The organism is Enterococcus sp. 1001283B150225_161107_E12 (assembly GCF_015556925.1).
GTDB lineage: Bacteria > Bacillota > Bacilli > Lactobacillales > Enterococcaceae > Enterococcus_B > Enterococcus_B mundtii.
The window spans coordinates 60,195-86,122 of record NZ_JADNNI010000009.1 but is presented as its reverse complement, the minus strand read 5'-3'; the positions used below and the strand labels follow the sequence as shown (position 1 = coordinate 86,122).

The 25,928-nt window shown below is 39.3% G+C and carries 20 protein-coding genes and 1 pseudogene; 17 read left to right on the top strand and 4 right to left on the bottom strand.

The features are described 5' to 3' along the window. Positions 1-9 precede the first annotated feature (9 nt). On the top strand, positions 10-1,110 hold the full coding sequence (gene ald, locus I2F89_RS08795) for an alanine dehydrogenase (RefSeq protein WP_074799371.1): 1,101 nt from the start codon (positions 10-12) through the stop codon (positions 1,108-1,110). Positions 1,111-1,138: 28 nt separating this feature from the next. After that, on the top strand, positions 1,139-2,173 hold the full coding sequence (locus I2F89_RS08790; RefSeq protein WP_195514214.1) for a dihydrodipicolinate reductase: 1,035 nt from the start codon (positions 1,139-1,141) through the stop codon (positions 2,171-2,173). A 75-nt stretch (positions 2,174-2,248) separates the two neighbouring features. Here I2F89_RS08790 and nrdF read toward each other — a convergent pair whose 3' ends face one another. The 3 genes from nrdF to nrdH all read right to left on the bottom strand — a co-directional run bounded on the left by nrdF (position 2,249) and on the right by nrdH (position 5,830). Beyond that, positions 2,249-3,214 (bottom strand): class 1b ribonucleoside-diphosphate reductase subunit beta, encoded by a 966-nt coding sequence (nrdF, locus tag I2F89_RS08785; protein ID WP_010734316.1) that lies wholly within the window; start codon positions 3,212-3,214, stop codon positions 2,249-2,251. 50 nt (positions 3,215-3,264) lie between these two features. Then, positions 3,265-5,424: a class 1b ribonucleoside-diphosphate reductase subunit alpha gene (nrdE, locus tag I2F89_RS08780; RefSeq protein ID WP_195514213.1), complete on the bottom strand. Its 2,160-nt coding sequence runs from the start codon at positions 5,422-5,424 to the stop codon at positions 3,265-3,267. Positions 5,425-5,605: 181 nt separating this feature from the next. Beyond that, complete coding sequence (nrdH, locus tag I2F89_RS08775) at positions 5,606-5,830, bottom strand: glutaredoxin-like protein NrdH (protein ID WP_010734318.1); 225 nt, start codon at positions 5,828-5,830, stop codon at positions 5,606-5,608. Between the two features lie 647 nt (positions 5,831-6,477). Between nrdH and I2F89_RS08770 the strand changes: the two genes are divergently transcribed. From I2F89_RS08770 to I2F89_RS08750, 5 genes and pseudogenes are all read left to right on the top strand, one after another. Beyond that, positions 6,478-7,296, top strand: a complete 819-nt coding sequence (locus tag I2F89_RS08770; RefSeq protein WP_086335157.1) for a GH25 family lysozyme — start codon at positions 6,478-6,480, stop codon at positions 7,294-7,296. A gap of 236 nt (positions 7,297-7,532) precedes the next feature. Then, positions 7,533-8,168, top strand: coding sequence for a GntR family transcriptional regulator (locus I2F89_RS08765; RefSeq protein ID WP_086335156.1), 636 nt, complete (start codon positions 7,533-7,535; stop codon positions 8,166-8,168). A gap of 196 nt (positions 8,169-8,364) precedes the next feature. Then, positions 8,365-9,558 (top strand): quaternary amine ABC transporter ATP-binding protein, encoded by a 1,194-nt coding sequence (locus I2F89_RS08760; protein WP_019723090.1) that lies wholly within the window; start codon positions 8,365-8,367, stop codon positions 9,556-9,558. Beyond that, a complete protein-coding gene (locus I2F89_RS08755) occupies positions 9,551-11,281 on the top strand; it encodes an ABC transporter permease/substrate binding protein (RefSeq protein WP_071866430.1) in 1,731 nt (576 codons plus the stop codon). Before I2F89_RS08760 ends, I2F89_RS08755 begins: the two co-directional genes overlap by 8 nt. A gap of 54 nt (positions 11,282-11,335) precedes the next feature. Next, positions 11,336-11,701: pseudogene (locus I2F89_RS08750) on the top strand (HAD hydrolase family protein); the annotation flags it as partial. Positions 11,702-11,904: 203 nt separating this feature from the next. Here I2F89_RS08750 and I2F89_RS08745 read toward each other — a convergent pair. Continuing rightward, a complete protein-coding gene (locus I2F89_RS08745; protein ID WP_139843972.1) occupies positions 11,905-13,839 on the bottom strand; it encodes a BglG family transcription antiterminator in 1,935 nt (644 codons plus the stop codon). Between the two features lie 247 nt (positions 13,840-14,086). On the opposite strand from I2F89_RS08745, the gene I2F89_RS08740 reads away from it, so the two are divergent. The 10 genes from I2F89_RS08740 (at position 14,087) to I2F89_RS08695 (ending at position 25,920) form a co-directional block, all read left to right on the top strand. Continuing rightward, positions 14,087-14,548 (top strand): PTS sugar transporter subunit IIA, encoded by a 462-nt coding sequence (locus I2F89_RS08740; protein ID WP_010734325.1) that lies wholly within the window; start codon positions 14,087-14,089, stop codon positions 14,546-14,548. Beyond that, entirely contained in the window at positions 14,545-14,868 is a 324-nt protein-coding gene (locus I2F89_RS08735) for a PTS fructose transporter subunit IIB (protein ID WP_005225262.1), read from the top strand. Before I2F89_RS08740 ends, I2F89_RS08735 begins: the two co-directional genes overlap by 4 nt. An 18-nt stretch (positions 14,869-14,886) precedes the next feature. After that, complete coding sequence (locus I2F89_RS08730) at positions 14,887-15,987, top strand: PTS fructose transporter subunit IIC (RefSeq protein WP_161642842.1); 1,101 nt, start codon at positions 14,887-14,889, stop codon at positions 15,985-15,987. Positions 15,988-16,255: 268 nt separating this feature from the next. Next, positions 16,256-18,931, top strand: coding sequence for a mannosylglycerate hydrolase (mngB, locus tag I2F89_RS08725; protein ID WP_115358254.1), 2,676 nt, complete (start codon positions 16,256-16,258; stop codon positions 18,929-18,931). A gap of 560 nt (positions 18,932-19,491) precedes the next feature. Then, complete coding sequence (locus I2F89_RS08720; RefSeq protein WP_086335152.1) at positions 19,492-22,266, top strand: sigma 54-interacting transcriptional regulator; 2,775 nt, start codon at positions 19,492-19,494, stop codon at positions 22,264-22,266. Positions 22,267-22,349: 83 nt separating this feature from the next. Beyond that, positions 22,350-22,769 (top strand): PTS sugar transporter subunit IIA, encoded by a 420-nt coding sequence (locus I2F89_RS08715; protein ID WP_066025589.1) that lies wholly within the window; start codon positions 22,350-22,352, stop codon positions 22,767-22,769. Positions 22,770-22,779: 10 nt separating this feature from the next. Further along, entirely contained in the window at positions 22,780-23,250 is a 471-nt protein-coding gene (locus I2F89_RS08710; protein WP_071866425.1) for a PTS sugar transporter subunit IIB, read from the top strand. Between the two features lie 17 nt (positions 23,251-23,267). Next, positions 23,268-24,053, top strand: coding sequence for a PTS mannose/fructose/sorbose/N-acetylgalactosamine transporter subunit IIC (locus I2F89_RS08705; RefSeq protein ID WP_066025554.1), 786 nt, complete (start codon positions 23,268-23,270; stop codon positions 24,051-24,053). Then, positions 24,037-24,858, top strand: coding sequence for a PTS system mannose/fructose/sorbose family transporter subunit IID (locus I2F89_RS08700; RefSeq protein ID WP_066025588.1), 822 nt, complete (start codon positions 24,037-24,039; stop codon positions 24,856-24,858). The genes I2F89_RS08705 and I2F89_RS08700 overlap by 17 nt, the downstream gene beginning before the upstream one ends. Before the next feature lie 12 nt (positions 24,859-24,870). Next, on the top strand, positions 24,871-25,920 hold the full coding sequence (locus I2F89_RS08695) for an SIS domain-containing protein (RefSeq protein ID WP_071866424.1): 1,050 nt from the start codon (positions 24,871-24,873) through the stop codon (positions 25,918-25,920). The last annotated feature ends 8 nt before the right edge of the window (positions 25,921-25,928 follow it).

Below are 25,928 nucleotides of genomic sequence, written 5' to 3'. Positions count from 1 at the left end.
GGATATAATATGACAATCATTGGTGTACCAAAAGAAATCAAAAATTCAGAGAAACGTGTAGGCGTGACACCTGCAGGAGTCAAAGAGTTAGTTACAGCTGGTCATACCGTTTATGTGGAAGAACGTGCAGGGGAAGGGTCAGGCTTTACAGATAGTCAATACCGTGAAGCTGGCGCTCAAATCAAAGCTGATCCAGAGACAGTCTGGTCGGCAGAAATCGTCGTGAAAGTCAAAGAACCACTAGCATCGGAATATCAATATTTTAGAAAAGACTTGATTTTATTTACGTACTTGCATCTAGCCGCAAATCTTGAATTGACCGAAGCGTTGATCAAGTCTGGGACAACCGCAATTGCCTATGAAATGGTTACGAAAAACGGAGCATTTCCATTACTCGCGCCAATGAGTGAAGTCGCTGGCCGTTTAGGCGGTCTATTGGGTGCGGAGATTTTAGCGAAGCAAAGTGGAAAATTGATTTCAGGTGTAACCGGTGTTTTACCAGTTCAGGCAACTATTTTAGGTGGTGGGATCGCCGGAGTGAGTGCCGCGCATTACTTGCACGGATTAGGGGCAGATGTGACGATCTTAGATATCAATGTCGACCGCTTACGTGAATTGTCAGAGATGTTCAATGGACAAGTAAAAACGCTCTACTCAAGCCCAGCGAATATTGAGAAAATGGCATTGACTAGTGATATCGTGATTGGTTCAGTCTTATTACCAGGTAAAAAAGCCCCACATCTTATCACAGAAGAATTAGTGAAGCAGATGAAAGAAGGAACGATCTTGGTGGATATTGCGATTGACCAAGGGGGCTGTTTTGAAACGAGCCAGCCAACCACCCATGAAGAACCGACTTTCGTTAAACATGGAGTGATCCACTACTCGGTTGCGAATATGCCAGGTTTAGTTCCTCAAACGTCTACGTTAGCTTTAACGAATGTCACGATGAGATATATCAAAGGATTAGCCTCTCAATCACTGACTGACGTGATCCAAACCTATCCAGAAATCATTCCAGGTATCAGTACGTATAAAGGAAGACTGACCTGTCCTGAAGTAGGTGAGGTGTTTGAGCGAACAGTAGTTGATGTTCGTGAGCTTGTTTAAAAATCTTTAAAAAAAGTGAGGGAATAAAATGACTAAAAAAATTCGTATGGTCCAAGTCGGCTGTGGAAAAATGTCGAAAGAGATTATCAAATATGCCTTGGCAAAAGATATTGAAATCGTTGGAGCTGTAGACAATCGTCCAGAGGCAATCGGTCAAGATCTAGGCTTATATTTAGGCTATGAACAAGCCTTAGGTATTAAAATCTCCAGCGATCCTCATGAAGTATTTCAAAACTGTGATGCAGATGTCGCTTTAGTCACGATTGCTAGTTATATCAAAGATTTCATGCCGAGTTTAGAGATACCCTTGACCTATGGAGTCAATGTTTTAACGATCGGTGAAGAAGCTTTGTATCCTTGGACGACTTCGGTTGCAGAAACCAATCGTTTAGATAAAATCGCAAAAGCCAACAACGTGACGATTTCAGGAACAGGAATGCAAGATATTTACTGGGTGTTGTTTCCAACGCTGCTGGCTGCTGGCGTGAATGATGTACAAAAAATCAGTGGGGAAGTTAGTTATGATGTCGAACACTATGGAAAAGCGTTAGCGGAAGCGCATGGTGTGGGCTATGATCAAGAAAGATTTGACAAAGAAATTGCCAATGCAACCGATTTGCCTTCCTATTCTTGGATGACCGCTGAAGCAATCTGTGCCAAAATGGATTGGTCGATCAAACGCATTTCTCAAAAAAACGTTCCAATCATTTTAGATAAAGATATTCCGTCAAAAACCATGGGGCGGACAATCAAGGCAGGCGAAGCAATTGGGATGTCTGCCGTTGCAACGATCGAAACGGTACAAGGACCAGTTGTGGAAGTCGGTTGTACTGGAAAAGTCTATCAGACAGGTGAAGGAGATCTATGTACTTGGTCGATCGAAGGAACGCCAAGTATGCAATTTGAAGTAACCAAACCAGATACACCAAAGCATACGTGCGCTACGTTGATCAACCGGATACCGACAGTGATCAATTCCAATGCAGGCTATGTCACGATCGATCAATTGCAACCTGTCGAATATATGGCGTATCCAGCACATCTTTATTTAGATAAAAAATAGGAAGAACTAAGGTTGTCAGTTGGTTAAAGAGAAACAAAAAAAGAGCGAGGATGCAATATCCAAGCTCTTTTTCGTTTAGTCTAAACCAATCAAGTAATCTTCATCTTTCATCGCTTCCACGTTACCTAATAGGTAGCCGTTTCCGACTTGAGAGAAGAAATCGTGGTTACTTGTACCAGTAGAGATCCCATTCATCACGATTGGGTTGACATCGTTTGCTGTATCAGGGAATAGTGGGTCCATTCCTAGATTCATCAATGCTTTATTTGCATTGTAGCGCAAGAATGTTTTGACTTCTTCCGTCCAACCGATTGGATCATATAATTCTTCTGTGTAGCGCTCTTCGTTTTCGTATAATTCATATAACAAATTATACATCCAGTCTTTCAATGTTTCTTGTTCTTCTTCAGGTAATTCGTTGTAACCTAGTTGGAATTTATAGCCAATATACGTGCCATGGACAGATTCGTCACGAATGATCAACTTGATGATCTCTGCCACGTTGGCTAATTTATTATTTCCTAAATAATAAAGTGGTGTATAGAATCCTGAGTAAAATAAGAAGGTTTCTAAAAAGACACTCGCAATTTTTTTCTCTAACGGCGTACCGTTTTTGTAGATCTCATTGATACGCTCAGCTTTTTTCTGTAAATAAGGATTGGTATTCGTCCATTCAAAGATTTCTTCGATTTCTTTTTTCGTATTCAATGTACTGAAGATCGAAGAGTAACTTTTCGCATGGACAGACTCCATGAATTGGATATTGTTCAATACCGCTTCTTCATGGGGCGTGCGGACATCTTTACGTAATTGATCCATCCCGCTTTCTGATTGGACGGTATCAAGTAAAGTCAATCCACCAAATACGTGACCAACTGTATCTTTTTCTAATTGGGAAAGCGTACGCCAGTCGTCTAAATCATTTGACAAAGGGATACGTGTGTCTAACCAAAATTGCTCAGTTAATTTCTCCCAAGTCGATTTATCAATGATATCTTCAATTTCATTCCAGTTTATCGCTGCATAATAAGTTTCTGACATGAGAATGCTCCTTTATTAAAATCCAGTAACGGTTCTATCACTAAGTGAAATTAGATCACACAGCTTTCACATTGGTTGCTGCCGATTTCTTCTGCATCGTCTGTAAACGTACGTACATAATAAATCGATTTGATTCCTTTGTGGAAAGCATAGTGTCTTAGAATATTTAGATCACGTGTGGATTGTTTTGTCGTTTCTTTCCATTCGTACAAACCTTCTGGGATTTCTGAACGCATAAACAACGTCATACTCATTCCTTGATCCACATGTTTTTGTGCTGTGGCATAAATATCGATCACTTTACGCATATCCATATCATAAGCAGAAGTGTAATACGGGATTGTTTCATTTGATAAATAAGGCGCTGGGTAATAGATTTTCCCAATTTTCTTTTCTTGGCGTTCTTCGATCATACGAGTGATCGGATGGATACTTGCACTCGTATCGTTGATATAAGAAATAGAACCATTAGGTGCTACAGCTAAACGATTTTGGTGGTACATACCATCTTTCATGATTGCTTGCTTCAAGTTTTCCCAGTCTTGGGCAGTCGGAATAAAGATACCATCAAACAAAGCAGCAACTCGTTCAGATTTTGGTTGGAATTCGCCAGTGACATATTTATCAAAATAAGTGCCGTCTGCATAAGCTGATTTTTCGAAATTATGGAAGACTTGTTTTCTCTCACGTGCGATATTGTTACTTTCAACAAGTGTCCAGTAATTCAACAACATGAAATAAACATTGGTAAAATCAATTGATTCTTCGGAACCATATTCCATTTGCTCTTTGGCAAAATAAGTATGAAGTCCCATAGCACCAAGTCCGATCGTATGGTTCAATTTGTTCCCGTTTTGGATCGGTGGAACCACGTCAATGTCTGAAGCATCTGTGATATACGTCAATGCACGAGTCATCGTGCGGACAGAACGACCAAAGTCAGGGCTGTCCATCAAATTGACGATGTTTGTAGAACCTAAGTTACATGAGATGTCTGTCCCTAACTCTTCATATTCTTGCTTGCCATTGATGACAGAAGGTGTCTGTACTTGTAAAATCTCAGAACATAAGTTACTCATGATGATTTTACCGTCTACAGGATTTTCACGATTTGCTGTATCAATATTGATGATATACGGATAACCAGACTCTTGTTGTAATTTAGAGATCTCGTTTTCTAAATCACGGGCTTTGATTTTTTGTTTACGGATATTTGGATTTGCTACCAAGTTGTCATATTCCGCAGTGATATCTACATAAGAAAATGGCACACCATATTCTTTTTCCACACTATAAGGACTGAATAGATACATTTCTTGGTTTTTACGTGCTAATTCATAGAATTTATCTGGGACGATCACACCAAGTGATAAAGTCTTCACGCGAATCTTTTCGTCTGCATTTTCTTTTTTTGCTGAAAGGAACATCATGATGTCTGGGTGGAAGACGTTTAAATAAACGACACCCGCACCTTGACGTTGTCCTAATTGGTTCGAATAACTAAAGCTATCTTCAAACAATTTCATGACTGGAACAACACCGCTAGCTGCACCTTCGTATCCTTTGATCGGCGCTCCGGCTTCACGTAGGTTAGAAAGAGTGATCCCAACACCGCCACCGATTCGTGAAAGTTGTAAGGCAGAGTTGATCGAACGACCGATCGAATTCATATCATCCGTTACTTGAGTCAAGAAACAAGAAACAAGTTCACCGCGACGTTTACGTCCAGCATTCAAAAATGAAGGGGTTGCTGGTTGATAACGTTGGTGGATCATTTCATCAGCTAAAGCTAAGGCTAGTTCTTCGTCGCCATTCGCAAAGTACAACGCATTGAATGCGACACGATCTTCATAAGATTCCAAGTAGGCAGAACCATCATTTGTTTTTAACGCATATTGAGAGTAGAACTTATAGGCTGCCATGAATGATTTAAATGTAAAGTTTTGTTCGAATAGGAATTGATAAAGTTTTTCAATAAATTCACTACTATATAATTGAATGAACTCTGCTTCTAAATATTGGTTATCGATCAAATACTGGATTTTGTCGATCACTGTTGGAAACATCATCGTATTTGGTTTGACATTTTCTTCAAAAAAAGCAGCTAAAGCTTCTTTATCTTTATTTAAAGGGATTTGCCCGTTGACTGGTCGATTGATTTCATTATTCAGCTTAAAGTAGCTGACATCTTTTAGATTTTTAAGACTCATACATACGCCCAACCTTCTTTTTGATTTTGATGATACATGTTTGACCACAAGATATAGTGGTGTTCATTGCTGTAAAAAAGGATTTGGGGAGGTTACGGAGAATATCCGTAAGTCCATCAAATCCATGGTGGCAGAGGATCAAGTAAATCCTCGATCTATTTGACAACTGTTTGAATGATTCTTAGCTAGCTAAGTGACGTAGTTGATCTGGTCTAAAACCAATGACAGTCGCTGCGTCAGAAGTGATGACCGGAACACTTTGGAATCCTTGGTCTTTTAACCATGAGATTGCTTCAGGTTGTTCATCGATATTTACTTCTTCAAAGTCGATTTTATTTTCAGCTAAAAAGCGTTTCACCATTTTACATTGCATACAATTATTTTTTGAAAAGATTTTTACGTTCATTATTATTTGCCTCCTTGCCCATGTGTTTTCTCTATAATCAATAGTATAAATCTATTAGTAAAAAAGTCAATCAACAAACACTACATCTTGTGTTGTGGAAATTGTGGAATACTATGTTTTGTGGTTTTTGAAAAACAATGAAAACAAGTATCTCGTGCAGATTCGCTTGTATTAATACAGAAGTGCTTGTGGAAAACTCCGTTAAAAAATATTTTTTTAACCTTTGCTTGCCAATAAATGAATGTTCGATCGAAAAATCACAAACGAAAAAGGTATGCAAAAAGATGGAAAGAAGAAGAGAAATAATTGTAGATCAAAACCAGAAGAAAAAGGTATTTATACATTTTAGAGATAGAAATTTTTTCACAAAATGAAAAATGATCATGAAGAGTCTAGGGATCATCGAAAAGAGAAACTCGAATCAAAATAGCAAAAGTCAAAAGAGTACTTACTATATATAGTAGTAAGATGATAAATATTGTAAAAATTGAACTAACAATATTTTTATTTTTTAATAACAATGTTATGTTTAAAAATTAGTTAATTGTCATGTTATCTGTTTTTTTATTTCTTGATTTTTGGTTAAATGGAGCCAACAGGACGTCTTGTTGATGCTTTAAAAATTCAATAAAAGGAAGCGATCCAAGATGCGTACAATGATCAAATGGGTAGGTGTTATTTGTTTTACTTTACTAGTTTACGTTGGAGGAACAGCACAGGCAACTTCGATTCCAATCAAGCCTATGATTACTGAAAAAAATCAACATGAGTTAGGTAGCAGCAGCCAATTCTCAGAATCACTCACTCGAAGTCTGACAGACGATTCTGGAATCTCCGCTGCCGAATCAGGAAGACCAGCTAAAGATTTTATTGACATATCTTCTAATAACGGCAAGATATCGAGTGAAGAGTTTCAAACGATGAAAAACTATGGCATTAAGGGTGTAGTCGTGAAATTGACTGAAGGAGACTCGTATAAAAATCCGCTTGCTCCTGAACAGATTGCTTCAGCCGTTGCAGCAGGTCTAAAAGTAAGTGTCTATCATTATGCGTGGTTCAATGAAGAAGCTGATACAAAAGGGGAAGCCCAGTTTTTATTGGATTATATGAAAGAGTTGAACCTGCCATCATCAACTGTGGTTGTCAACGATAGTGAAAATCCAAAGATGAACTTGGACAAAGTGACAGATAATGCGTTGATTTTCCAAAAAGAGATCCAACAGGGAGGCTATCAAAACGTCATCCACTATTCGAGTGCTTCTTGGTTTACCGAAAACAAGCTAGATATGACACGTCTAGGAAAAGAAAATTGTTGGGTTGCACAGTGGCCGTATGATCCTTCTGATAAAAATCCTTTGCATACAGATACAGCAGCATGGCAGTGGGCAAGTGATCTGTATTTCCCAGAATTTCCTGCCCGTCATTTTGATGTAAGTACTGACTATTTGAAAAAATTTACAAGTTAAATGAAGTTTGTTTTTTAGCGTAAGAAACAAAAAGACAACCACGAAAATTTTTTGATTTTCGTGGTTGTCGCTTTATTCTCAAAGTGTGTGATACGAACTGTTTAGTTTGGAAAAATCAACTGACAACTACCGGATTTCTTGTATAGAAGAAAAAAATAAAACCAGTTTACTTTTGCTTCTTTGAAGCGTCCATAGTAAGATGTTAGCTGACAAGTAGATGAAAGAGGAAGAATAAAATGAGTGAAAAAACCAAACTGGTTCGTCCGCGTTATCAACAGATCGCCGTTGACTTGGCAGAACGAATCGTAGAAAATCGTTATCAAATCGGCGAGAAGATCCATGCAAGATCCACTTTAGCAAGCACGTATAACGCTTCTCCAGAGACGACTCGTAAAGCAATCAATGTTTTGGTCGATCTGGGGATCATGGAAGTCCGTCATGGCAGTGGTGCGTTTGTAGCATCTAAAGAAAAAGCAAAGGATTTCCTTTTACAATACCAAGATGTGCAATCGATCCAAGAAACAAAAGCAGAAATCATGGAAAGTGTGAAAAAACAACAAGAAGAGTTGAATCATTTTTCGCAACTATTGGACCAACTTGTTAGTCAAACGAAACGAATACATAAGATGAACCCACTTCTGCCTTTTGAACTTGCTTTGACAGAGGAAGCGGCTCACTTAGATCAATCCATCAGCGAATTGAATATCTGGCAAGCAACTGGTGCAACAGTGATTGCTATTTCCCACGATCAAGAGCTGTTGGTCTCTCCTGGCCCATATGCTAAATTCTCAGCGGGCGATACCGTCCACTTCATTGGGAACGAGTATACGCTGCAACGAATGACGAACTTTTTTTATCCAGATGGGCAGTGAACGAGCGGATAAGAAAAATCTCATTTAATTCTAATTTTGGTCAATCCCTATACTGATAAGGGATTGGCCAATTTTTTGTGTAGTTTCCCTAATAAAACAGATACTTGAATTTTGACAAAGTGACTACATGGTGTTATCGTAGTGTGGTCACTTTTTTCAGAAAGAAAAATGAATTTACATACAAAGGAGAATTTGTTTGGTAAAAGTAGAAGTCAAAAACTTAACGAAAATATTTGGTAAACGAACACAAACTGCTTTGGAAATGATGAAAAAGCACCAATCGAAAACAGAGATTTTACAAAAAACCGGCGCAACTGTCGGTGTATATGAAGCGAGTTTTGATGTACAAGAAGGTGAGATCTTCGTGATCATGGGACTTTCGGGGAGTGGGAAATCAACCTTGATCCGTCTGTTAAATCGTTTGATTGAACCAACATCTGGCAATATCTTGATTGATGGAGAAGACATCTCAACACTTAGCAAAGAAGAACTTCGTGAAGTTCGTCGTCACAAAATCAACATGGTGTTCCAAAACTTTGGTCTCTTCCCACATCGTACGATTTTAGAAAATACAGAATACGGACTTGAAGTTCGCGGTGTTCCTAAAGAAGAACGTCAAGCAAAAGCAGAAAAAGCGTTAGAGAACTCAAGCTTGTTATCCTTTAAAGATCAATATCCTAGTCAATTATCTGGTGGGATGCAACAACGTGTAGGGTTAGCTCGAGCATTGGCAAATGATCCAGAGATCCTATTGATGGATGAAGCTTTCTCAGCACTTGATCCATTGATTCGTCGTGAAATGCAAGATGAATTATTGGAACTACAATCCAATGTGCAAAAAACGATCATCTTCATCACACATGATTTAAATGAGGCTTTGCGTATCGGGGATCGCATTGCGTTGATGAAAGACGGAGAAATCATGCAAATCGGTACTGGGGAAGAAATATTGACCAATCCAGCCAATGATTACGTGAGAGAATTCGTGGAAGAAGTCGATCGTTCAAAAGTCTTGACGGCGCAAAACATCATGGTTCCAGCATTAACCACAAATATCGAATCAGATGGTCCAAACGTTGCGTTGACACGTATGCGTAATGAAGAAGTCAGCATGTTGATGGCTGTTGATAGAAAACGTAACTTAAAAGGGATCATCACAGCAGATCAAGCATTAGAAGCAAGACGTCAAAAACGTCCATTGATCGATTTCCTTGATGAAAATGTTACAGTGATCGGTAAAGATATGTTAGTTAGTGATATCTTCAATATTATTTATGATTCGCCGACGCCATTAGCCGTGGTTGATAACGGGAAATTAAAAGGTGTTATTATCCGAGGTAGCGTAATCGAAGCATTAGCAGCAACAAGTGAGGTGAGCGAACATGAATAATCTATTGAACTATCAAGTACCCGTCGCTGACTGGGTCGAAACGATCACTGATTGGTTGACAACAACGTTCGCAGGACTGTTCTCATTCCTTCAAACGATTGGTCAAGCAGTGATGACAGCTATCACGAATCTTTTATTAGTGATACCAGCACCACTATTTATTCTTTTAATGGCAGTTGCAGCGTTCTTTATTTCAAAAAAACGTCCCGGATTGACATTATTTACGTTGATTGGCTTATGGTTCATTTATAATCAAGGGTTATGGACAGATTTGATGAATACTGTCACATTGGTTTTACTATCTAGTGTGATCTCGATCATCATTGGTGTACCTCTTGGTATTCTCATGGCAAAAAATGATAAAGCGCAAGGAATCATTAAACCGATCCTTGACTTTATGCAAACAATGCCTGGTTTTGTTTATTTGATTCCAGCGGTTGCCTTTTTCGGAATCGGAATGGTTCCAGGGGTGTTTGCCTCAGTGATTTTTGCCTTACCACCAACGGTTCGATTTACGAACCTAGGTATTCGCCAAGTACCGAAAGAGTTAGTAGAAGCTTCTGATTCATTTGGTAGTACGAGTTGGCAAAAACTAGTGAAACTTGAATTACCACTAGCAAAAGGAACGATCATGGCAGGGATCAATCAGACAACTATGCTTTCTCTTTCAATGGTCGTGATTGCCTCAATGATCGGAGCGCCTGGTTTAGGTCGTGGTGTCCTTTCTGCTTTACAACGTGCACAAGTCGGAAACGGTTTTGTCAATGGGGTAGCATTAGTGATCTTAGCCATTATCATTGACCGTTTTACGCAACACTTGAATCAACCAAATGATCAAAAAGCAGCAGGTACTGCGAAACAAAAAAATAAAAAGCGCCAAGGAGTGATCATTGGTGCAGTAGTCGTCGTTTTATTAGGTGCGATCGGTGTTGGAAGTTTTAGTTCTTCAACAAAAGAAACAAACACGATCAATCTTTCTTATGTGGAATGGGATACAGAAGTTGCTTCAACGAATGTCGTAGCAGAAGTCTTAAAAGAGATGGGCTATGATGTGAAAGTGACGCCTCTTGATAATTCGATCATGTGGGAATCTGTTGCAAAAGGAGAATCAGATGGAATGGTGGCTGCTTGGTTACCTAAGACTCATGGTTCTCAATATGAACAATACAAAGATCAAGTCGATGATCTAGGTGCAAACTTGAAAGGTGCCAAAGTCGGATTAGCTGTTCCAGCATACATGGATGTTAACTCGATCGCGGATCTAACCGATGAAGCAGGCAAAAAAATCACCGGTATCGAACCTGGTGCAGGTGTGGTGAATGCTGCAGAAAATACGATTGCCCAATATCCAAATCTGGAAGGTTGGACAGTTGAGACCTCTTCTTCAGGTGCGATGACGGTTGCATTAGGACAAGCAATCAAAAATCAAGAACCAATCGTCTTTACTGGTTGGACGCCACACTGGATGTTTGCGAAGTATGACTTGAAATATCTAGAAGATCCAAAAAATGCGATGGGAGATGCGGAAGAAATCCACACCATCGTTCGCCAAGGCTTAAAAGAAGATCAACCAGAAGCATATGCTGTGTTGGACAAATTCAATTGGACAGAAAAAGACATGGAAGAAGTCATGTTGGAAATCAACAGCGGCAAAGACCCACAACAAGCAGCAAGAGAATGGATTGATAAGAACCAAGAAAAAGTTGCTAGTTGGAAAAACTAAGTAAATAAAAAAAATCGACTTTACTGAAACAAAAACTGTTTCGGTAAAGTCATTTTTTTTAAAATCACCGTGTTTGATCCGCAAAAAAACTGTTTTGACCATGTCAAACAATTGGAAAAATTTAAAAAACAAGCCTATATCGTTGCTTCAGAAGCCGCTTGGTTCGATATCTCAAATCATAATGTCCATAAAGGAACAACAGTGGCAGAATTGCAAAGAATCCTCCACGTCACACCAGAAGAAACCATGGCATTTGGCGATGGTCTAAATGATGTCGAATTATTAGAACGTGCAGATTACAGCTTTGCGATGAGCAATGCCTTTGAGCAAATCAAAGAAGTTGCACAATTTGTGACAAAGTCGAACGATGAAGATGCGGTGCTCCATACCATCAAAAAAATGATTGCTTTACAAGCATGAAAACCCAGTGAGTTGATTTCAGAGAAAGAACCTTCAACCATTTAATTGGCAGAAGAATCTTTTTTTGTCTGTAAATAATCAACGAATCCATCAAGTGATAAATCAGCTGCATGAGCTAATAAGATCATTGTGCCAAATTTTACACTGTTCCAGTCATCTGATTGATTTAGACGTGTAAAGCTACTAGCAGTGATCCCATTTTTTTATAATTGTTTCATATAACTCAAAAAGTTGTGATAATCACTTTTTTGCAAGATTGCTTGTTGAACATCTTCACGATCCATCAACTCTAATAAAAGATTATAGATTTCTTCGGTATCTTCATATTCGTCTTTTTGAATCGCAAAGAGAAAGACAAATCTAACCAAGTCACCATTTCCCCAATCAACGCCATCAGGAATGATTGCCACTGAAACAACCGAGCGTTTCGCCATCAATGTCATGGGATGGGGGATAGCTAGCCACTCGTTGATATTTGTCTGATTGATTGCTTCTCGTTTCTTCACACTGTCATAAAAATCTTTTGGCACAAAATCTTTTTGGTACAATTGCTGTGCCATTTTCTTTAACAGGGTCTCTTTATCTGCATGATTTTCATGAAGAAAAAATGCTTCTTGAAACAATGAATAGATGCCGTTTTTTACTTCGCTTAGCGTTTCAATGAACAATTCGATTTTGCTAATTTCCTTGTCTAGTTTGGCCATGTTGATATAAATTGAAGGAACAGAGAAATGCTCTAATGGAACGGTTGTGATTACAAAATCAATCGCAGAAAGATCACATTGTTGTAGCTCAACATAAGAAAAGCGATCAACGACTTCGATCGTTTCTTGATAGTGCTTGATGATTTTCGCTTCAATAATACGGCTCATGGCTCGACCGGTTCCACAAACAAGGATGACGCGATGTTTATGATGATTTCTGATAGAACTCCTTTCCATAGCACCTGCAATGTGCAAAGCAATATAGCCGATCTCATCAGAAGAAAAATAAAAACCATGTTTCATGCTTACCGTTTCTAAATGGGTCAAACATAAATCATAAGCCTGTGGAAAAGATTTTTTGATCGTTGCCAGTAAAGGATTGCTGCGGCGTGCATCCATTAGATTCATATTGATAAAACCTTCTATATGAGAAGTCAAATCTTCTATTAGCATCTTATCTGTCTCTAATGCATAGTTTGACGTCTGTTTGATCGCAGTTAGTAATTCTTCAACGATAGCTTTAGCAGTTTCTGTGGAAGAATCGTTTGCATCGCCAGTTTCAACTAAACGTGGTGCATTCATTGCAAGATAGTAAATAAAGTATTGTTTTTCTCCTGCAGTCAATTGGATATCAAATGCATGATCGATTTCTTCTAAGAAATGACCAACTACTTTCTGGGCGTCTTTTTTGAGCGCAGGCACGTGCAAGGGAAATTCGTTGATCTCATGGCCAGCTATAAAGCGGCTGATTGCTAAAGCAAAATGAGAAAGAATGTTTTTATGATAGTAGTCAGAGTCTAACAAGTCTAAGGATGCCAGATGATTTAATGCCAATTCTTGTAAGTGGACTAGATTGATCGTATCAAACAACTCAAGTTCCATTTCTGTAAAACCGATCAAGTACTCTTGTAGATCTTTTTCAATCAACAGATCACTGATTGCCTGACGCTTGGCGAATTCGTTACCCAAGACTTCAAAGCCAATATTTGGACGATTTACTATTTTTAAGTGATAGGTGGCTAAATTGTCTCGGGCCGTTTTTAAGTATGAGTAAAATGTGTTTTTACTAATAAATAACCGATCGAGAAAATCATCCAAAGATAAAGGGTTTTCATTCTTGAATAATAGGAAAAGTAGGTAGGTTTGTCGTTCTTCACTGGTGGTTAGAAAGGACTCTGAGGTCGACATACTTTCTGCCCACCAGTCATGAAATTGCTCTTTTGAACCAATGGACAACAAATAGCCTTGCCCTCGAATCAACTTGATGGAGGCCCCCACGTTTGTTAATAAATCATTCAAATTCGCAATGTCTGTCCGAACCGTTCGTTCAGAAATCGAGAAGTTTTTCGTTAACTCCTTCATTGGTAGTGGCACCGTTTGTCTAGTTAATACTTCCAATAGATCATCTAATCGTTGATAAGCAAGTTTTGACAATTGTTTCACCTCCGTGCTCTTCCCCATCATACAATAGAAAGAATAAGAATGAAATGCTTCACTAGTACTGAAAATTTCCAGAAGAGTTGGCAATCATTTTGGAAAACGCTTTACTAATGATTGCCACTTGAATTGGAAATTTGGTGTGTTTACATCGTGTATCAGAAACCGTAAATTAAACGTGTACAGAAAATAAACCACACGAATTACTATGATGGTTTTAGAATAAAGGAAAGGAGCAGATGAGATGGATTTTCAGGAAAAAAATATTCTCTTGAATGTGGCTGTTAGATCAAAAGAAGAACTGTTTCACGTGATTGCAAATCATGCCTATGAATCCGGAATCGTTACCGATGCAACAGACACATATGCGGCATTCATTGAACGGGAAGCACAATATTCAACCGGCTTACAAGAAGGCTTTGCTATTCCGCATGCAAAAGCTGAACCGGTTTTGAAACCGACCGTTTTGTTTATTCGCTTAGAACAAGCCATCGAATGGGAAACCTTCGATGATTCTGCAGTCAAAAATGTGTTTGCTTTGATGGTTCCTAAAAAAGATGAAGGAACGGTGCATTTGCAAATGTTGAGTCGCCTAGCAACAGCGTTGCTTGAAGATACATTCATCCAGCAGATTCAACAATCAAAAGATAAAGCTTATTTAGCAGAATTGATCAAAAAGGAAATGATGGGAGAGAAAATCATATGAAAATAGTAGGGATTTCCGCCTGTCCAGCAGGATTGGCACATACACCGATGGCCGCTAAAGCTTTAGAAAAAGCTGGTGTGAAACTGGGCTATGAGGTCAAAATCGAACAGCAAGGTTCGTTAGGGCAAGTCAACGAGATCACTGCAGCAGAAGCAAAAGAAGCAGATTTCTTGCTTTTAGCGACTGATCAAAAAGTTGTTGGGATGGAACGGTTTGAAGGAAAACCGCAAATTCGGGTAAATATTAATACGTGTATCAAAGCACCGGAAGCGGTGCTAAAGAAATGTGTCGCAGCTGTGGAACAAAGAAACGCAAACTAAAGGAAAGAGGCAAGGATGATGAAAAGAGTTCTAGCAGATGTAAAAGGCCACTTGATGAGTGGAATTAGTTTTGTACTGCCGTTGATTATTGGCGCTTCACTAGTTGTTGCCATTCCGAAAATGATTGCTCTTGGTATGGGGATAACAAGCTTAGATCCTTATGCTGGCACTGAAGGCTTTAAACATGCGCTTTATTTGATTGAACAAGTAGGGTGGACAGGAATCGGCTTGATCAATACTGTCTTAGCTGGGTTTATAGCGTATTCTGTTGGAGATAAAGCTGCTTTAGGGGCCGGCTTTATCGGCGGTGCGGTCGCTTCTAGCACAAATGCTGGTTTTTTAGGTGCAGTTATTGCTGGGTTCTTAGCAGGATACTTAGTGAAGTGGGCTAAAGCACATATCAAATTACCGGAGTCATTTGCTGGAGTGATGCCGTTAGTCATTTTACCCTTGATTGCAACATTATCCGTAGCGATCGTCATGGGCGCATTACTCTCTGAGCCATTGGCGTGGATCAATACTAGCTTGGTTGAATGGATTCGAACCATGATTGAAAATGACGTCAACAAAATTTTGCTTGCAGTCATCATGGGGGCAATGATTGGCTCTGACTTAGGGGGACCTGTAAACAAAGCTGCTTGGATGGCAGGAAATGTTTTATTAGCTGAAGGAGTGTATTTACCAGCAATTATCGTGAATGTTGCGATTTGTGCGGTGCCATTTGGATATGCCTTAGCAACTTTATTCCACAAAAATCGATTCAATAAAGAGCTATTGGATGCTGGTCGTAATAACTTTATTATGGGCTTTATCGGAATCACAGAAGGAGCAATTCCTTTTACATTAGTCAATCCATTACGGCTTGTACCGATCAACATGTTGGGAGGAGCAATCGCTTCAGGTTTGGGGATCGCGTTAGGAATGTATGACAAAATGCCGCCAGTTGGAGGGATTTATGGCTTCTTCACTGTTGGGAACGGTTGGGCGTATTTGATTGGACTATTTGCAGGAGCTGCTTTTATCGGTTTTATCGCTCCTTTATTTGTGAATTTCAATAAGCAAGAAGAACAAAAAGAAGACATTACGCTCGATGATATTGAATTGAGCTTTGAAAATTGAGTAACAAAGCCGATTAGCTAACTAAATAGTAGCGAAAGAAAAGGCACAAGCAGATGATTTTCTAAGAACGCTTTTAGCTTGTATGATAATGGCAAAACTTGGGTAAGAAAACATGAGTATTTAAAGAGAAACGATTTTCAAAATTCGAAGTATTTTATGTAAGGATCACGTTATGCGTACCAGATGGTAAAAAAATTGAGAAAAATTAATAGGCACTAACGACAACCATCGTTACGTGCCTTTTTAACTACTGGAGAGGAATGATTGAATGAAAAAAACAGTACATGTCGTACCCCACAGTCATTGGGATCGCGAATGGTATTTTACTACGAGTCGCTCGAAAATCTATTTGATGCACGATTTAAAAAAAGTCATTGAACAACTAGAAAAGGATGATCCCTATGAGAGTTTCATTTTAGATGGACAGGCTTCGCTGTTAGATGATTACTTGAAGTGGCGACCGCAGGACAAAGAAAGGATTCAACAACTTGTTCAACAAGGGAAGTTGGTTATTGGCCCATGGTACACTCAAACCGATCAATTAGTGATTTCGGGAGAAAGCATTGTTCGAAATATGTTATACGGCATGAAAATTTGTGAAGAATTCGGGACATACATGAATGTTGGGTACGTCCCAGATTCTTTCGGCCAAGCAGCCAGTATGCCACAAATCTATCGTGAGTTTGGCATCAATGATACGATGTTTTGGCGTGGTGTCAGTGATGACGACGTTAAACATACAGAGTACAAATGGCGTGGAGAAGATGGTTCGGTGGTCAATGTCTATCAGATCCCAAGTGGGTACTACATTGGCGGTGCCATTCCTGAACGAGAAGCAGAATTAGCAGAGTTCTTACATCAAGAACCGTTTAAAACGACTTGGGGACGCAGTGCTACGGATCAAGTGTATTTTCCAAATGGTTTCGACCAAGCACCAGTCAGAGAAAATCTTCCAGAATTGGTTGATCGAATGAATCAACTTTATGAGGATGAGTATGAGTTACAATTTTCAACGATTGAAAAATACATTGCCGCAGTCAAAGAACGCCATCCTGAGTTGGAAGAAATCGCCGGTGAACTGATCAATGGCAAATTGATGCGAATCCATAAAACGATTTTTTCTTCACGTCCTGATTTGAAGGCGATGAACACTCAGATCCAACATTACTTAGTCAATGTCATGGAGCCTATCTTAACGATGGCCATGCAATTAGGATTTGAGTACCCCGTGGAAACAGTCATAGAGATTTGGAAGTTAATGTTTGAAAATGCGGCGCATGATTCGATTGGTTCTTGTGTTTCTGATACGACCAATGAAGATATCTATATGCGCTATAAACAGGCGCGAGATATTTCCATGAATCTTGTCGAATTGACTTTACGACAGATTTCTACTGCAATCAATAACCCACAAGCACAAGAAATTACTTTCACGCTCTTCAATACCTATGATACAAGGCGCAATGGGGTTATTGAAGCAGAGGTTTATTTGCCACAAAAAGAGTTTGCGATTCTTGATCAAGCTGGTCAGGCGTTGCCTTATACGATTTTAGAGCTTACCGACCAAACGGAGTATGTTTTGAATCAAGGAAATATTTTAAATCCAGTCAAGGAAATCTATTTGCCGGAGAAAGTCTATAAAGCGAAGATTGCCTTAGAAACGACGGACGTGCCGAGTATGGGGTATACCCAGCTGACGGTTGATTTGAAAGGTGATACAAGCGCACCATTGCAGGAGGTTAAAACCAATACGGTTGAAAATGAGTACTATCAGATCACTGTCAATAACAATGGTTCTTTGGATATTCTTGATAAAACCAATCAAGTGCTTTACCAAAACCAAGGGATCATAGAAGAAAATGGCGACGATGGTGATTCATTCAATTATTCACCACCTGTGAAAGATTTTGTGATTTCATCAATTGATGCGCAACCAACGATCACCATTCAGCAATCAGAAATCTATCAAAAGATTCATGTGGCTTTCACGTTGAAGGTTCCGAAGAATTTAGCTGAACGTGCAGAAAAGAAAGTCTCGTCTTCACTGCCGATCCAATTGACGATGGTGTTGAAAAAACAATCACAACAAATTGATTTCAAATTAACGGTTGAAAACCAACAAGTGGATAGCCATCGGGTATGTGTGCTATTTAATACTGGGATTGCCTCGAAATTTTCGCTTGCTGACCAACAGTTTGGTACGTTGGAGCGCCCAGTTGTATTTGAAAAAGAAATGGCCCTTTGGGAAGCCAATAAAGAGCAATGGAATGAGCAACCGATTGCCATAGAAACTTGTCAATCCTTTGTCGGTTTATTCGATGCGTCCCATGGCGTAGCAGTCATGCCCCAAGGGGTACGTGAATATGAGATTGTGGGAGAAGCGTTTGATACGATTCGCTTAACGATTTTCCGGACCTATGGCTTCATGGGAAAAGAGAATCTACTGTATCGTCCAGGGCGTGCTTCAGGAGAATCAGTGATTGAGACACCAGCTGCACAGTGCCACAAAACGATGCATTTTGATTTCTCCATTGCTTACTTTGCTCAGGGATTTGATCAAGCAAATGTTGCACAACGTGCCAAACAAGCAGTAACACCGATCACTCTTTATCAATACGCAGAATTCCTGAATTCCCGCTTGATTTTTACTTTAGGATCGGTTGAACCAACTTTGCCGACAAACTTTAGTCTTCTTGAGATCAATGGCAATTTAACCTTGAGTGTATTGAAAAAGGCGGAAGAGCGTTCAGGTTACATTTTGCGTCTATACAATGGGCTTTTAGATGAAGTGGGGCATGCGACTATCACATTTAACCATCCAGTGAACGTAGTAGAAACAGTCAATCTAAAAGAAGCTAAGAAAGAAGCACTTCTGGTGGAAAAGAATGCCGTCACTCTTGAAAAGATTGACCATGCAAAATTTGTGACATTGTATGTGGAATGATCGTTACTGAGAAAAAGTGACACGAAGTAGTGAGTCCGCTTATGAGACAGAAAAGCGAAAAAGGTTCGTAAGTCTTATTAAAGTACTTACGACCCTTTTTGTTTACTAATGCGAAACAAGCAAGAATCTGGCTCTTTTTCAATAAGGACTAATAAGTTGTGCAAAATCAAATCTGGAAAGCGTAACTAGTTAACTTATGTCACGTCCCCATGACTTCAGCACAAAAATAACTGAAAAAAATGGATCGAACTCAAATAAGGGTAATTGGCGCTTGGATCAGAAAAAATAAGGGACCACTGATCCTCACCAATATGGTAAAAGATGGAGTTGAAGTAGAAGTGGTGAATAGTGTTAAGCGAACATAAATGAATCGGAAATAGTAATAGAACTATTTACTGACTGTCACATAAGTATTATATATACAGAATAAAAAGTAGCAATCGTTATTCAGTATGCTACTTTTTGTGGTTTAAAAGAATAATTACTCTATTATGCATTGTATAGCAAGTCTTAGCCTTTTAAGTTATGATAATCAGATAAAGAGGACAAGGAGAACGACGATGAAAGAACAATTACTTGCTTACTTACAAAATCAAACAGCTTTTTTCTCTATCGAAAATGTAAGCGATATTTTCACCGCGAAGGATATTGCTGAGAAGTTTTCAGTCAAGAGAAACACGATCAGTCACTATTTAAATCAGTTAACGGAAGAAAGACATCTAGTAAAAATTACTACCCGGCCAGTGTATTTTTTTCATAAACAGGCATTTGAAATCCAAAATTATCCCTTAACCCAAAACGTATATGATAGTCTAGCTGCTGTTGGAGCAGAAAAGCCCTTTTTTGATCGAAAAGAAGATTTCTTTTCCAGTGTAATCGGCAGCAAAGGCAGTCTGGCAGAAGTGATTGAACAGATCAAGATGGCAGCCTTCTATCCAAATGGTGGGCTTCCCTTCTTGCTGACGGGGGAAAGTGGTACTGGGAAGAGTTTTCTTGTAAAAATGTTCCATCATTATTGTGTGGAAAATGAATTATTAGAGAGCGATGCTCCGCTGATCACGATCAATTGCGCGCAGTATGCCAACAACCAAGATTTATTGACGAGTAATTTATTTGGACATGTGAAAGGAGCCTTCACTGGAGCAGAAGAAGATCGTAGAGGTGCATTTGAAGCAGCAGCCGGCGGGGTACTATTCCTAGATGAAGTTCATCGACTGAATGCCGAAGGACAGGAAAAATTATTCACTTTTATGGATCAGGGAGTTATCTATCGAATGGGGGATACGAGCCGGTCAATCCCAGTGGATTGTCGGCTAGTGTTTGCGACGACCGAAGATTTGAAACAAACATTTCTAACAACCTTTTTGCGACGAATCCCAATTCAAGCAACACTGCCTGCTTTGGAAGAACGGACGATTTCCGAACGGAAACAGCTGACCTTGCAAGCATTCTTTGACGAGCAAAAGCGTATTGGCCTGCCCTTGGAGCTCTCGCCCCAAGTAATCGAAATATTAACGACTAGTCATTTTTCTGGGAATGTCGGTGAATTGAAAAGTATGATTAAGATTATTACAGCTAAAAGCTATACAGCCAGTCTAAAACGGGAGGTGAAAAAAATAGCGGTCACTGTGTATCATTTACCAGAACAGTTATTGCAGTTGACAAAGGAACCCAATGAATTAGTGATGATGCAACCGATTCTTATTGATGGGCAAACACAAATTCAGCAGCTAACTGCGGAAAGTGAGCCAGAACAGCAAAAAATCATTCAAACGTATGAACAGATTTTGTTCAATTATGTCCAGGCGGGACAGGACTTTGCGACAGCTGTCCCTCCTATTTCTAAAGTGATTGAAAGGCTGTTTGAAAATTTATTATTTGACCATAAGCAGGAACAAAAACAGCGGACAATGATTTTTGTGACAGAGCATGTTCAGCGAATGATGGAGCAAATCGAGCATTCTTTCCAAATCAGCTTTAACGGTAGTATGGTTTATACGATCAGTTATTATTTGTGGCTGCGCAGAAATGTGGAGTGGCTGCCAGATGATCAAGACAAACTTTTATTGACAGAAGACCTGTTGAAAAGTGTTAAGAAGCATTATTCTACAAGTGATCGCTACACCGAAAATCTGATAGGTTTAGTACAAAACGCATTGGATATTGAACTAACGAGTATGGACCGAATCATTTTTACACTTTATATCAACGATATGGGATATTCCAAAGAAACGTTGCTTCCACGAAGCATCATAGTAGCCCATGGCTATGCAACCGCCAGCAGTATCGCAAATGTTGCGAATCGCTTACTGAATGAATCGGTTTTTCAATCTTTTGATATGCCATTAGAAGTTACTCCTAAGCAAATTGCGGAAAGGGTCACCGCATATATTCAGAAAAACGATGTATCTAATGGACTCGTTGTCTTGTTCGACATGGGTTCTTTGAAAGAAGTCTATCAATATATTCCAGAATTGACGGTACCGATTGTCATGATGAACAATGTAACGACAAGTGTAGCCCTCGCTGTCGGAGAATGCATTCAGCAGAACGTTTCGTTGAGAGAGATTCCTGAGCGGGTAAATGCTTACCACCAAAATGAATGGGAGATCATTCTTCCGAAAGTGAAAAAAGAGAAAGTTGTCATTACGACTTGTTCAACTGGAATTGGAACCGCTGTTCAAATCTCCACCTTATTAGAAAAAAGTATTCCTGATCATTTACAGATTCTGATCCTTCCTTATGAATTCAACCAGTTGGAAAATAGTGAACATATGAAACAGATATTAACATCTTATGATGTTGTTGGTATTATAGGAACCACTAAACCCCGCCAAGAGCTGGCTCCTTTTATTTCTTTAGAAGAACTGATTTCAGGCGCTGGGACAGAAGTGTTATTAAGTTGGTTAAAGGAAGAATTGGATGAAGAGATGATCGCCTATGTGAACAATCAATTAGTAAGAAACTTTTCATTGAATCGAGTGATTCAATCGGTAACGATTCTAGATACAGAAAAAGTAATTTCCCAAATGGAATTTTTCGCGGGAGATCTGGAACGCATGTGGCAGCAACGGATCACCAATGATCGCAAACTTGCGTTGTTTGTCCATACGAGTTGCTTGATTGAACGTCTTATTCGAAACGAAGCCATTGATAATTATCATGCTAGCAACACATTACTCCAGTGTCATGAAAAACAGCTGAATGAAATCAAAAAAGCGTTTAGTGTCATTGAGAAGGTTTACAGTGTCGCGATACCGGAATCTGAAGTTTGCTACATTTATGATGTTTTATTTGGAAACACTGATTATTCAATGGGTGAAGCGGACTTTTAATCAATAAGAAAAGCGTGCCACTTTTTTTGGCACGCTTTTTGCGTTTAGTAAGGTGTAACTTGGAGCAAAGTGAGGTGAAAGCAGTGGAACAAATCGTTATTTTAGCATCACACGGAAGATTTGCATCAGGAATCTTACATTCGTTAGAACTTATCTGCGGTAAAAAACAATCAGTCGTTGCGATTGACTGCTATGTGGAAGAAACATTTGATCTGACGACAACGGTGGATACCCTGATGCAAACATATAAACATTCTGAAGTGATCGTTATCACAGATATTTTCGGCGGTAGCGTGAACAATGAATTTTTGCGTTATATCCAACAACCAAATTTTTACTTGATTGCAGGCTTGAATTTGCCATTGTTGATTGAATTGACGACACAATTTCAAAGAGGAGGTGCAATCTCAGAAACGATCCACCAAACGCTGGCCAATTCGAAAGAGATGATCCAGTTTTGTAATGATAGTGTAGAAAAAGAAATCGAAGAAGAAGAATTTTAGGAGGGACAACATGATTATTTTGACACGAGTCGATCATCGACTATTACACGGACAAGTCGCATTTTCCTGGACGCAAAATTTAGGCGCAGATTGCATCTTGATTGCCAATGATGATGTGCCGACAAATGATATTCGTAAGACAGCGATCAAACTAGCAAAACCGCAAGGCATCAAACTGGTGATTAAAACAATTGAGGATTCCATCCAAGCATTACAAAGCGGCGTGACCGATAAATACAAATTGTTCATCGTAGTAGATTCCATCGAGGATGCCTATAGATTAGCAGAACACTATCCAGAAATCACTAAAGTCAATTTGGGTGGGATCAAAGCCAAAGAGGGAACTAAGAATATTGGAAAGGCAGTTAATATTTTACCTGCGGAAGAAGAAATTTTGAAAAAAATGATTGCTAAAGGAATTGCTGTCGATATCCGTCAAGTACCTTCGGATAAAAAAGTCGCTGTCGAAGATGTTTTATAAAGAAAGGAGCAAAAGAGATGCTGCAAGCAATATTACTTGGAATTGTTGCATTTATTGCGCAGTCTGAATACGCATTGGGAACGTCATTACTGTCGCGTCCGATTGTTACTGGGTTGTTTACAGGAATCGTATTAGGGGACGTAAACACAGGAATTATTATGGGTGCCACACTGGAATTAGCTTTTATTGGTTCGTTTTCTGTAGGTGCTTCTATCCCACCAGATGTTGTAACAGGAGGAATTCTTGGCACAGCATTCGCAATTACAGCTGGAGCGGGAACTGAGACGGCTTTACTATTAGGACTTCCAATCGCTACATTAACGCTAATCCTAAAAAATGTATACTTAGGACTGCTTATTCCAATGATGAACCAAAAAGCTGATTTATACGCGACTGATGGGAATTACAAAGGCGTGGAACGAATGCACTTATTAGCCGGTTTTGGCTTGTCTTTGATGTTAGCCCTTATAGTTACGATTTCCTTCATGGTGGGCAGCAATACGATTAGTAAGTTATTGGAGATGATTCCGGTATTTGTACAGAATGGATTATCAGTTGCAACTGGTTTGATTCCAGCCTTAGGGTTTGCCATGTTGGCTCGGTTGCTGATCAACAAACAAGTTGCTCCTTATTTCTTTTTAGGTTTTGCATTAGCAGCTTATTTAGAGATTCCTGTTACGGGGATTGCGATCTTTGGAGCGATAACTGCTGTTGTAGTTGTGAATTTAAGAAACATTCGTGAACAAGGGCAATCTGTTCAAATGACTTCAGGGGAGGTACTTGATGATGAAGAAGACTTCTAATGAGAAACCCGAGATTACCAAGAAAGAGTTGAATCATGTCTTTTGGCGTTCATTTCAAATGGAGTTCTCATGGAACTATGAGCGACAAATGAATTTAGCCTATGTCTATGCTATGATTCCGATTTTGAAGAAACTCTATAAAACAAAAGAATCTATGGCTGATGCGTTGAAACGACATCTGGAATTTTTCAACACGACCCCGCATATCGTCACGCTTATTTTAGGAATCAACGCGGCGATGGAAGAAGAAAATAGCAATGATCCGAATTTTGATTCATCAGCAATCGAAAACATCAAGACTTCTTTGATGGGGCCTTTAGCAGGGATTGGCGATTCTTTCTTTTGGGGAACGTTACGGTTAATTGCCACAGGGGTAGGAACTTCATTGGCATTACAAGGGAATATACTAGGTCCGATTCTGTTTCTATTGATTTTCAATGTCCCACATCTACTATTTCGTTATTTTGCGACTGGTTGGGGATATAAACTTGGATCGGGATTTTTAAAGAAAATTCAGGAAAACGGTTTGATGGAAAGCTTAACCTATGGCGCGGCGATTATTGGGTTGATGGTCGTAGGAGGAATGACCGCTACGATGATTGATATCAACATTCCGTTGCAGATCGGTTCAGGAGAGAATGCGGTTACGGTACAAAGTATCTTTGATGATATCGTACCGAAAATTTTATCATTAGGTGCATTTGGCGCTGTCTTTTATCTTTTGAAAAAAGAAGTCAAACCGTTGATTATCCTGCTTGGATTAGCAGTCTTAGGTATTTTGGGATCCTTGATTGGACTCTTTTAAGGAGGAATTGTTGTGGCAACAATGATGGACTATATACAGGAAGAGCAAGCAACATTAGTTAAGATCTTGCAGGAATTTGTTCCTAAAAAAGAAGAAAAAAGAGCTGCGATCGAACATCTATTGATTTTGGCAACAGGTTCTTCTTCAAATGCCTGTTTAGCAGCAAAGTACGCGATGGAGAAATTAGCGGGGATCACTGTCACTATTGAAGAGCCATACCACTTTAATCATTACGGACATCTTTCTAAAGAAATAGAGACAGTTTTGGCGGTTTCTCAAAGCGGAAAAAGTACCTCTACTATAGATGCAGTGGCGCATTTGTCCGAACAAGGTTTTTACACAATCAGTTTAAGTAGTGATTCCCAAAGTCTTCTGGCTCAAAAAGCAAACGAAAGAATTGATCTAGGAACTGGGATCGAAACCGTTGGATTCGTGACAAAAGGATATGTAGCAACGGTATTACAACTCTATTTAATGGGGGTATCTATTGGTTACAGTAAAGGAATACTATCCGATGAACAAGTGTCGATGACCAAAAACCAGTTAGAGGAGATGATTGAGGCCATTCCGCAAGTTATAGCTAAAACGATTGATTTTTTTGAGAAAAACGCAAGCATCTTTAAACTAGCGAATCGGTTTGTGGCAGTCGGTTATGGACCAAACTGGGGAACCGCTAAAGAATTTGAAACGAAATTCACCGAAACCATTCGAGTGCCTTCTCAAGGGTTTGAATTGGAAGCTTATATGCACGGACCTTATCTTGAAGCCAATCATCAACATGTGCTCTTCTTTATAGAAGCACCAAGCTCGAATCAATCAAGAGCCCAACTATTGCATGATTATATAGAATCTCATGTAGGAAAAGCTTATACGATCACCACAGCAGTAGCAAAGAATCCCGATACACTTGGGCTGGATGTAGCATGTGAAGAAACTTTTTCTTCTTTGCTTTTAGTTATTCCGTTCCAAATTTTCTCCTATCTCGGGGCAGGTGCTAAAGGGATCGATTTGAATAACCGTATTTTTGATGACTTTGATCAAGTTTTAAAAAGTAAAATTTAGAGGTGGAA

Bases quoted from the DNA above. Each gene is read 5' to 3' on its own strand.
- I2F89_RS08700 (WP_066025588.1), top strand. From the start codon at position 24,037: ATGAAGAAGACTTCTAATGAGAAACCCGAGATTACCAAGAAAGAGTTG.
- I2F89_RS08730 (WP_161642842.1), top strand. From the start codon at position 14,887: ATGAAAAGAGTTCTAGCAGATGTAAAAGGCCACTTGATGAGTGGAATT.
- nrdF (WP_010734316.1), bottom strand. From the start codon at position 3,214: ATGTCAGAAACTTATTATGCAGCGATAAACTGGAATGAAATTGAAGAT.
- ald (WP_074799371.1), top strand. From the start codon at position 10: ATGACAATCATTGGTGTACCAAAAGAAATCAAAAATTCAGAGAAACGT.
- I2F89_RS08740 (WP_010734325.1), top strand. From the start codon at position 14,087: ATGGATTTTCAGGAAAAAAATATTCTCTTGAATGTGGCTGTTAGATCA.
- I2F89_RS08770 (WP_086335157.1), top strand. From the start codon at position 6,478: ATGCGTACAATGATCAAATGGGTAGGTGTTATTTGTTTTACTTTACTA.
- I2F89_RS08755 (WP_071866430.1), top strand. From the start codon at position 9,551: ATGAATAATCTATTGAACTATCAAGTACCCGTCGCTGACTGGGTCGAA.
- I2F89_RS08765 (WP_086335156.1), top strand. From the start codon at position 7,533: ATGAGTGAAAAAACCAAACTGGTTCGTCCGCGTTATCAACAGATCGCC.
- I2F89_RS08735 (WP_005225262.1), top strand. From the start codon at position 14,545: ATGAAAATAGTAGGGATTTCCGCCTGTCCAGCAGGATTGGCACATACA.
- I2F89_RS08710 (WP_071866425.1), top strand. From the start codon at position 22,780: ATGATTATTTTGACACGAGTCGATCATCGACTATTACACGGACAAGTC.
- I2F89_RS08705 (WP_066025554.1), top strand. From the start codon at position 23,268: ATGCTGCAAGCAATATTACTTGGAATTGTTGCATTTATTGCGCAGTCT.
- I2F89_RS08790 (WP_195514214.1), top strand. From the start codon at position 1,139: ATGACTAAAAAAATTCGTATGGTCCAAGTCGGCTGTGGAAAAATGTCG.
- nrdE (WP_195514213.1), bottom strand. From the start codon at position 5,424: ATGAGTCTTAAAAATCTAAAAGATGTCAGCTACTTTAAGCTGAATAAT.
- nrdH (WP_010734318.1), bottom strand. From the start codon at position 5,830: ATGAACGTAAAAATCTTTTCAAAAAATAATTGTATGCAATGTAAAATG.
- mngB (WP_115358254.1), top strand. From the start codon at position 16,256: ATGAAAAAAACAGTACATGTCGTACCCCACAGTCATTGGGATCGCGAA.
- I2F89_RS08720 (WP_086335152.1), top strand. From the start codon at position 19,492: ATGAAAGAACAATTACTTGCTTACTTACAAAATCAAACAGCTTTTTTC.